Here is a 7561-nt window from a genome sequence, read left to right on the forward strand (position 1 = left end):
CGGCGGCGTGCCGCCGACCCGCCCGATTCACTCCTCCAGCCCAGCCTCTAAATCCTCGCGGCGCGTGCCGGTCACGGCCATCGTCCGTCTGCAACCGCTCACGCCACGTCGCTGGCCGGACGGTTACCTCACACTCACTTCATCGACTTGGTGGAACCCCTGCCGCCCCTTCTCCCGGAGCACTGGGAGCTGGGACTCAGCGAGTTGGGCGAGACGACGACGCTGCATTGATACGAAGAGCGCGACTCCGCCAACGACCGCTACACATCAACGACGTCAACCAAGTGCAAAGGCAGCGCGTCTCCAGTGAGCTGCCACATCCCTTGAACCAAACCACACCAACAGAACCAACCAGCACAAGGAAGACTAACCTTGTCCGCCTGTGTAGTTACCGCGCGCATCAAGGATGGCCGTCACTTTACGAAGGGAGGTTGCCCTAGAGCGCACATCCCCCAGCCGCTCGAAGACGGGCAGCACATCCTCTCGGTGGATGCGCAGCGCCTCATCGAATTCCCCTCGTGCCGAAAAGACGTCGGCTACCATATCGAGGGTGACGGCCCGAGAGTTCACGTCCCCTAGCCGCTCGAAAATGGGCAGCACCTCATCTCTGAGAATGCGCAGCGCTTCATCCAACTGCCCTTGCGCCTGGAGGACACTCGCCACCTTGCCACGAGTCATTGCCCAGGAGCGCACATCGCCCAGTCGCGTGAAGACGGGTAGTACCTCCTCTCGGCGGATGCGCAATGCCTCGTCGAATTGGCCTCGTGCCGCAAAGATGCCAGCCGTCTGCTCAAGGGTTAAGGCGAGCGAGCGTACGTCCCCCAGCCGCTCAAAGATGGGCAGTACCTCCTCTTGGAGAATGCGCAGCGCCTCGTTCACCTCTCCCCGTGCATTGAGGATGTCGGCCACGTGGCCCAGCGTTACGGCCCGGGAGCGCACATCGCCCAGGCGCTCGTTGGCCGGCAATACCTCAGATTGGAGGATGCGCAGCGCCTCATCCAACTCCCCTTGCGCATGGAGAATGTCTGCCACCTGCAACAGCGTCATGGCCCGGGAGTGCACGTCTCCCAGCCTCTCGTAAACCGGTAACTCCTCCTCCAGATGGATACGCAGTGCCTCATCCAATGATCCTCGTGCCTGGAGAATATCGGCCACCTGGCCGAGCGTCATGGCCCGGGAGCGCACATCCCCCAACCGCTCGTTGACTGGTAGCACCTCCTCTTGGAGTAGTCGCAACGCCTCGTCCAGCTCCCCTTGAGACAGAAGGATGTCAGCCATCTTGCCGAGGGCAACAGCGCGCGAACGAACGTCGCCCAGCCGCTCGAAGACTGGCAACACATCCTCTCGGCGGATGCGCAGCGCCTCATCCAACTCCCCTCGTGCCAAGAGAATATCGGCCACCCTGCCGAGGGCGACGGCCCGAGAGCGCACGTCGCCCAGCCGCTCGAAGACTGGCAGCACATCCTCTCGGCGGATGCGCAGCGCCTCATCCAACTCCCCTCGTGCCAAGAGAATGTCGGCCACCTTGCCGAGGGCGACGGCCCGAGAGCGCACGTCGCCCAGCCGCTCGTAGGCAGGCAACTCCTCCTCTTGGCGGATGCACAGCGCCTTGTCCAGCATCCCTCGTGTCTGGAAGATGTCGGCCACTTGGCCCTGGGTTACGGCCCGGGAGTGCAAGTCGCCCAACTTCTCGTAAACAGGCAGCTCCTCTTCGAGGCGGATTCGCAACGCCTCGTCCAGATTTCCTCGCCCCTGAAAGATGTCAGCCATCTTGCCGAGCGTCATGGCCCGAGAGCGCAAGTCGCCTAGTCGCTCGAAGACGGGCAGCACTTCGTCTCGTAGGATATGAAGTGCATCATCCAGTTCCCCTCGATCTTCGAGGATGTCAGCCACCTTGGTAAGCGTCATGGCCTGGGAGCGCGCATCACCCAGCCGCTCGAAGACGGGTAGCATCTCCTCTTGGCGGATACGCAGCGCCTCATCCAACTCCCCCCGCGCATAGAGTACGTCGGCGATGATTGCGAAGGCCTTGGTATCAAAGGACTCGGTGCGCTGCGAACGCGCGAGTACCTGCAGTTCGCGTGCGGAACCAAGGGCTATATCCAGGAGGCCAGCATTCATCGCAACGCGCGCCAGTAACCCCAACGTCAGAGACCGCAACTTTGGATCGGTCAACGAAAGAAGAGCCTCCTCACAAAAGGCAGCCCACGCAAGGAATGGACCGTTCATCTGCGCATAGCTAATACAGACATCCACCACCCTTGCCCTATCTGCGGCCGGCACCTGAGCCAACCACACCACCAAGGATGTGGTTTCGAGCGTCAGCTCCCGCCACCGTTCGCCCTGTGCATCAGACTGATCGGATTGCTCTGGCAACCGACTAACAACCCACTCTGTCATCCTGGCGATGACAACATCTTGGCTTATGCCTTCCCGAAGTAGGGCCGCAATTAGCGGATGCACTCGCCATCTGTCCTGCTGAGACGATTCTTCCGAGGGCACCTTCTCAAGGATGGACAGTTCCACCGCCAGCACAATCAGGGAAGCAAACTCATCTTCAGAATGCCCCGCCAAGGCGGCCCCTAGACATAAGCCGACACCGGCGGCAGGTGCATGGCCAAGTGCTGCCATCCCCAGAAAAAACTTCGGGGCATCTTCTCCCCATTCCTCATAAAGCAGCGCTCTCAGTGCATCTAGCGAGATCTCTAGGGATGTCCGGAGCTCTGACCTAGAGGCACCCTCCAATAGAAGCTCGCTGGCCTTATCAGCAGGACCTATCGCCAGCCGCTTGCGCCGCAATTGAGCCAGAAAGCCGTCCATTGTATGGCCTCGGCGGAGATAACCTGCTGCCAAATGAATTGCGAGCGGCAAGTGTCCTAGCTCTCGCACAAATGACAGGAAGCCTTCCGCATCCGCGCTCCCACGCGGAGGGCGATACTCTTCCGATAGCTGCTCAAGCGCCTGCTCACTATCAAGAGGCCTTACCAGAATGACCTCCCAGCCCGAAGAGTCGCCAAAGCCATTCAACCGTCCACTCACGATGACAGCACACCCAGCGAGCCGACGAACAACGTCTGCCGCAGCTGTGGCTTCAGTCGGGCCATCTACATTGTCGATAACCAGCAGTGCAGATGACAGTCGCAGCTTCTCTCTTAAGGCTGCGGCAAGGCCGTCATGCGCCGCTGTCACTCCGAGAAGATCTGCCACCTCCCGCAGTAACTCGTCCGCCGTTTGCCGATGGCCGTACTGGAGAGATAGACGATGAAACCCGCCCGGGAAGCGCCCCGCATGCTCTCGGAAAAAATACCCTACCAAGTACGACTTTCCCACACCAGACATACCCTGAACGGCCACCGGCCGCGGTTCCCCCTTCTCGGGGAGAAGCGCTTCCTCCAACGCTCGAAGCTGGGCTGTGCGCCCTACGAATACGCCCGTTCGAATAGGGGCTGGCGCAACACGTGCTTTCGCCCCCCACCAGCGGATCCGCCCACCGCGACTGCCCGAGTACTTACCGTCATCGTTGAACCAGAAACCACCCTGCGAAGCCCACGAGCGAAACCAGACGTCGCAAGACTCGACCCTTCCTCGATCATTTAAAGCCAGTTGGATAAGTTGGAAGGAGTTGGGGTATCTGTCGCTCTCATAGAGGCAGCCAGCAGCCAACGAGCGCAGCGAGGAGGACGGCTCCTCAGAGAGAAGAGCCTCCGCCTCATGCAGGTGCCCTCGGAGTAGCAAGTCCACATGCCCCGCTAATAAGCGCTGAGCACATGATCCATCCATCAACTGACTCAACGGGTGGTGGATAAGCGCCACACGGACGCCACCAAGCTCGCCCCCTTCGTTCGTTGCGAGGCGCATCACTTGGTCGTCGGTAAGCCACAACCGACCTGAGTCATTGTCGTCACCTGCAAGCCATGCCGAATCGAGACCAATGATATGCACCGGAAATGGGTGCCCCGACAGCCGAAGCGTCTCTCTGTAGCCTAGCCGAGGGTGAAGTGCCGTAGACGGTAATAAGCCGGGACGGTCAAGCACCTTCGCGACCCACTCCCTGTAGGCAGCCTGTCGCGCCAAGACCTCGTCACGCATTGAGGCACGAAATCCCCGAGGAGCCCAGCCCTTCTCCGAAACCATCCACTGGGAGAACTCCTGGGCATCACTGGGACGAAGCAACTCCCTCAATTCCTTCCAGCTTGCAGAGGCGACCGAGCGGTCCACATCATGATTGCCAGGAACCAGGAAGAGCCGCTCACGCGGGCAATTAATTCGCGCCAGCATCTCATCTAGGAACAGGAGGACTCCCTCGTATTCCACCGGCCGCCCGGAGAAAGCCAAGTCCCCGGTGAAGGCCACGAGATCCACAGGCCCATCCGTTAGGATCTCATCGAGATTGCGCCGCCAAGCATCGCCGAGAACTCGGCGTCGCCGCCACGCCTCCCGCTCCCAGTCTCCACGGATATGCAGGTCGGAGATGTGAAGTATGCGTAGTCGATAGCTCATGGGTACCCCTGAACACCAGTATGGCACTACTGGTTGGCCCAGCACCGCATGTTCGCCACACTCCGAAGACTGCGGGTACACCTGGGTCGGGTCCAACTCACGTCGTATTTACGGCGGCTTACGAGCTGATGAATTAGACGGATAGCCTCCTCACGCCCTCGGAGCGCCAGCGCCTGCGCACCCTCGTCGAGTACCTCAAGCCCGCGCATACCCACTTCGTGGATCTAGTGGAACCCCTGCCGCCCATTCTCCCGGAGCACTGGGAGCTGGGACTCAGCGAGCTGGGCGAGACGACGACGCTGCACTGACGTCCGCCCGGCATGTCCCCGATTTCTCGCGCCATGCCTTTGCCTTCCTCTGGAGGGCGCAGGCATGAGCAACCGGCTGGATTTTTTCTTCAGGCAGAAGGTGACGGAGGCCGAGCTGGACCTGGCCTTCTCGCAGTTGGAGCAGGCGGACAGAAACCTCGCCTCAGACTTGGGCGTCCACGGCGTCATCTCCGGGGCCGTGCCCGCGCCGCATTCCCCCGTCCCCAACCTCTCCGTTGACTTGACGGCCCCGGGACGCGCCTACGACAACCTCGGCCAGCGCATCTTCTTCGGCACCGGGCAGACGGTGGACTGCTCGGTGGACTTGTCGGGCATCCCCACCGACGTCTCCACCTCGGGAAGCGAGCGGTGGGTGGGCATCTTCCTGCGCTTCACCCGCCTGCTGTCGGAGCCGCGCACGGACGGCAACTCCCAGCAGGTGTACTTCCGCCGCGACGAGTCCTTCGAGCTGGTGGTGCGCCAGGCACCGGAGGGCCCCGTCGGCCAGGCGCCCAAGCCCGCCCTCCAGCCCGACGAGTTGCTGCTGTGTGATGTCCGGCGCCGCCCGGGGCAGACGCAGATTCTCGCCGCGGACTTGGACACCTCCCGCCGCCAAGCCTTCATCTTCGCCCGAGGCACCTCCGTGGCCGTGGAGAGCGGCACCTGGGACGTCCTGAGCCCCAGCGCGGACACGGTGCAGGCGACGCTGGACGAGGTGGACGCCGAGCTGGCCGGCCACTTCTCCGGCGACGCCCGGAGGCACGAGGCCGGTGCAGTGGACTACGCGCCCCATGGCTTCCTCACCTCCACCACCGTGCAGGAGGCCGTGGACGAAGTCGTCGACAAGCTCTCCTCGGCCGCCGCTGGCACACCGGGCGCCTCCCGCGTGGGCGCGGACGCGGTGCCCGGCACGCCCAACCTCCTGCCGGCGGGCACTGTGGACGCGCAGCTGTCCTCACTGCTGAGCTTCGTGAATGCCCACCAGGGCGCTGCCACCGGCGCCCACCACGCCAGCGCCATTGGCGCATCGCCGCATGGCTACGTCAGCGGCACCAGCGTGCAGGCGCAGCTCCAGGAAGTCGTCACCCGCCTCGGAGAGACAACGGCCAACAGTCCCGGCTCCGCTCGCGTCGGAGGAGACGCACTGGCCGGGACGCCCCACGCCCTCCCCGCCAGCAGCCTGCGGCAGCAGGTGGCCTCGCTGCTGGGCTTCCTCAATGGGCACGTCACACAAGGCGCGGGGGCCCACGCGGCCTCCTCCGTCTCCGTCGCGGACACGGGCAACCTGCTGACGGCGAGCACCGCCGAGGCGGCCCTCGCCGAAGTCCTTGGGGCCTTCAGCGGCGGGCACTTCCGCGGCAACGAGACGGCGGCGGGCCAGCACAAGGCCATCCTCCAGCCCGTCCTGGGTACCGGCCGCGTCCTTCTCCTCGACGCACAAGGCGCGGGGGGCGCCGCCGCGCGGCTGCGCCTCTACGCCGACAGCGACTCGGTGTGGTTCACCCTCAATGCGGCCTGGAATGGAAGTGCCTGGGCCCGGGACACCAGCGGGACGGCCTCCGGCGGCTTTCGCCTCTCACGCAACGAGGCGGAGTTCCTCCACGACGCCACCACTGGCGTCACCTTCACCACCTGGACGCGCACCTGGCGGCTTCCCATGAGTAGCACCGCCAGCAACACCTCCTTCGAGCTGGCGGGCAGCGTGCGCGAGGTGGGCCGGCTCGGCCTCCAGTACAGCAACAGCGACACTGCCTCGCACGACAACCTGGCCGGGGGCGGCTCGGTGACGTTCCGCAGTCGCTTTCCCACCGCGCCCTCCTCCATCACCCTCTCCCCCCACGCCTTCGCCGGAAGCTTCGTCGGCAATCCCACCGTCATGGTGCCCGACAGAGACGGCTTCGCCTTCTACACCCACCAAACCCTCCAAGGCCTCGCCGCGACGTACTGGTTTGGCAGCTACACCGCAGTCGCGTGAGGACGCCCCCATGGCCATTCACGAAGTCACCGCCGACGACGTGCTTCAACGCTGTGCCCGGTGCGGCAGCGGCAATCGCCTCTCCCTCGACACCCTGGAGGTCGGCGTCGCGCGTCGGGAGGACGTGGACGACGGCCTCGTCCAGCTCCCTCCCTGTCCCGCCTGCCGCTCCACCGAGTTCCTCATCCGCGCGCCCGTGGGTGAGCCGGAGCATCCGGCGCCAGGCAGCTTCGGGCACCTGCACCGGCTCCTCGTCGGCCACCTCCATGCCGAACTCGTCCAACGCGGGCGCCTGCACACGGTGCTCAAGCCCAAGGGGGGCGGCGCCGGCAAGGTGGCGGTGCGGCCCCTTTCTCAGGAGGCTCGCGAGCGCTGGTTTCCGCAGGGCTTGCGCATCGAGGTGTCGCCCGACGAGCAGCCCCGCGCCCCGGAGGAGTCCAGTCGATAGACATACACTGCCAGCGAAACAGCCCCCCTGCGCCCGCCATGCTCCGGGGCGGCCCGAACCCCTCTCTCCTCGACTTGCTATGTCTCGAAGATAGAGCGTGTATGTCTTCGCGCGCTCCCCACTGCGCGCCAGGGAGACACCCATGATTATCGGCACCGACACCACCTACCTCGGCAATGAAATCCCCCGCCTCCAGGGGCAAAGCAGGGTACCCGCACGATAGGCCTATGAAATGACGAGGGTGAGGAGGTGGGTGCGGTAGGTGTCGTCGTGACCAGCCTGCCGCACGCGTCTGGGCAGACTTGCCTTGAACGAGGTGTCAGCCTTCAG

The 7561-nt window shown here is 64.0% G+C and carries 3 protein-coding genes; 2 read left to right on the top strand and 1 reads right to left on the bottom strand.

All coding sequences use genetic code 11. From position 1 onward, the window contains the following. Positions 1–366: 366 nt before the first annotated feature. Entirely contained in the window at positions 367–4500 is a 4134-nt protein-coding gene (locus F8M74_RS36580) for a tetratricopeptide repeat protein (RefSeq protein ID WP_162295150.1), read from the bottom strand. A 372-nt stretch (positions 4501–4872) separates the two neighbouring features. Here F8M74_RS36580 and F8M74_RS36590 point away from each other — a divergent pair, with 372 nt between their 5' ends. Together F8M74_RS36590 and F8M74_RS36595 are read left to right on the top strand one after the other, a co-directional pair. Further along, positions 4873–6783, top strand: coding sequence for a hypothetical protein (locus F8M74_RS36590; RefSeq protein ID WP_141258942.1), 1911 nt, complete (start codon positions 4873–4875; stop codon positions 6781–6783). A gap of 10 nt (positions 6784–6793) precedes the next feature. Then, positions 6794–7231, top strand: coding sequence for a hypothetical protein (locus F8M74_RS36595; protein ID WP_141258943.1), 438 nt, complete (start codon positions 6794–6796; stop codon positions 7229–7231). Positions 7232–7561: the final 330 nt, after the last annotated feature.

Source organism: Myxococcus sp. CA023 (genome assembly GCF_010998615.1).
Taxonomy (GTDB): domain Bacteria; phylum Myxococcota; class Myxococcia; order Myxococcales; family Myxococcaceae; genus Myxococcus.

Coding starts and splice junctions, on each gene's coding strand:
- F8M74_RS36580 (WP_162295150.1), bottom strand. CDS start 4,500: ATGAGCTATCGACTACGCATACTTCACATCTCCGACCTGCATATCCGT.
- F8M74_RS36590 (WP_141258942.1), top strand. CDS start 4,873: ATGAGCAACCGGCTGGATTTTTTCTTCAGGCAGAAGGTGACGGAGGCC.
- F8M74_RS36595 (WP_141258943.1), top strand. CDS start 6,794: ATGGCCATTCACGAAGTCACCGCCGACGACGTGCTTCAACGCTGTGCC.